Origin of the sequence: Pseudomonas psychrophila HA-4 (assembly GCF_000282975.1) — a bacterium.
In the GTDB taxonomy this organism is placed as follows: Bacteria; Pseudomonadota; Gammaproteobacteria; order Pseudomonadales; family Pseudomonadaceae; genus Aquipseudomonas; species Aquipseudomonas psychrophila_A.
Map to the genome: position 1 here is coordinate 1 of NZ_ALJC01000057.1, position 1108 is coordinate 1108.

3 protein-coding genes are annotated in these 1108 nt (G+C 58.2%); all 3 read left to right on the forward strand.

The genetic code is table 11. The annotated features are described in order from the left end of the window. On the forward strand, nucleotides 1-205 hold a 205-nt coding region (locus B347_RS26860), incomplete at its 5' end, for a hypothetical protein (RefSeq protein WP_237719105.1). A 50-nt stretch (nucleotides 206-255) separates the two neighbouring features. Continuing rightward, the gene (locus B347_RS26770; protein WP_202800810.1) at nucleotides 256-555 is read left to right on the forward strand and encodes a glycosyl hydrolase family 65 protein; all 300 of its coding nucleotides are present in this window, start codon (nucleotides 256-258) and stop codon (nucleotides 553-555) included. Beyond that, on the forward strand, nucleotides 552-1100 hold the full coding sequence (locus B347_RS24735; RefSeq protein WP_019408965.1) for an MFS transporter: 549 nt from the start codon (nucleotides 552-554) through the stop codon (nucleotides 1098-1100). Before B347_RS26770 ends, B347_RS24735 begins: the two co-directional genes overlap by 4 nt. Nucleotides 1101-1108 lie beyond the last annotated feature (8 nt).

Sequence of the window (1108 nt, forward strand, 5' to 3'; positions counted from 1 at the left end):
CAGGGCGCTAGTTAATCTGTCCAACTTTTGGGGGGCAGTTCAGTGCGACCGGCCGCGCTTTCCAGGACTGCCTGAAGCCGAGCGCTGCCGCTGGCAATCGATAGCTGGCAATGTCTACCTCCCTTGGATCACGGTGGGCGGGGTGTCCATTCCTGAAGAGTTCGAAGGTTATGCCGTATTGCCGGACACTCGGCTGCGCATCTAGGCAAGACGCAAATCAGCGCCGATTTCATTGCCCGTGCCAGCCGTTACAACTTGGATTTCACTCCGGTCGACGAGTACAGCAATGGGCTGCATCTTTCTGCCTATGCCGGAGCCTGGCAGGGGTTGGTGCAAGGGCTGTCGGGACTTGATATCAGATCGGGCCAACTGGCCTTCCGCCCGAGATTGCCCGCACAGTGGGATGCCTACCATTTCACCCCGCAGTTCCGAGGCCGGCGACTACGAGTTTCCGTACTCGGGGACGGTGAACTGGAAATCCGCCAAGGCGATCGGCAGTTGGCGACCGAGCGCAGGCAGGATGGACAAATTTACATCAAGGAGGAGCGACCATGATGTCTATCAAAGATCGCTTCTCACCTTACAACGAAGCGCTGAGTGTCTTGCCTTTTCGCAAGCTGCTCATCGGCCAGGGCCTGTCGATGGCCGGCGATGCAATTTGTCTGGCGGCGCTGCCGATAGCGCTTATTCGAGAAGGTTTAGGTGGGGATGTGTTTGGCTTCGTCATGGCCGCAGTGGGCGTCGGAACGGTGATCGGTGCTCTGGCCGGGGGGATGCTGGCGGATCGCAAGTCGCCTCGACAGGTGCTCATTTATACCGATACGGCCAGAGGGTTGGCACAACTTGCCGCCGTTGCGTTGCTCATGACAGGGGCGCCTTGGGGCTTGCTGGTGCTCGCCTATCTGATCTTCGGTATCGGTATCGGTGTTTCACGGCCATGTGCTCAGGTTTTGCTGGTCAGTCTGCTGCCCAAAAAAGCACTGGTGGCGGGCAACGGGGCTATGAACTTCATTGATAATCTGGTCGCCATTCTGTTCCCGGCGACGCTGGGCGTGTTCATCATTCTGAACTGCCCCCCAAAAGTTGGACAGATTAACTAGCGCCCTGC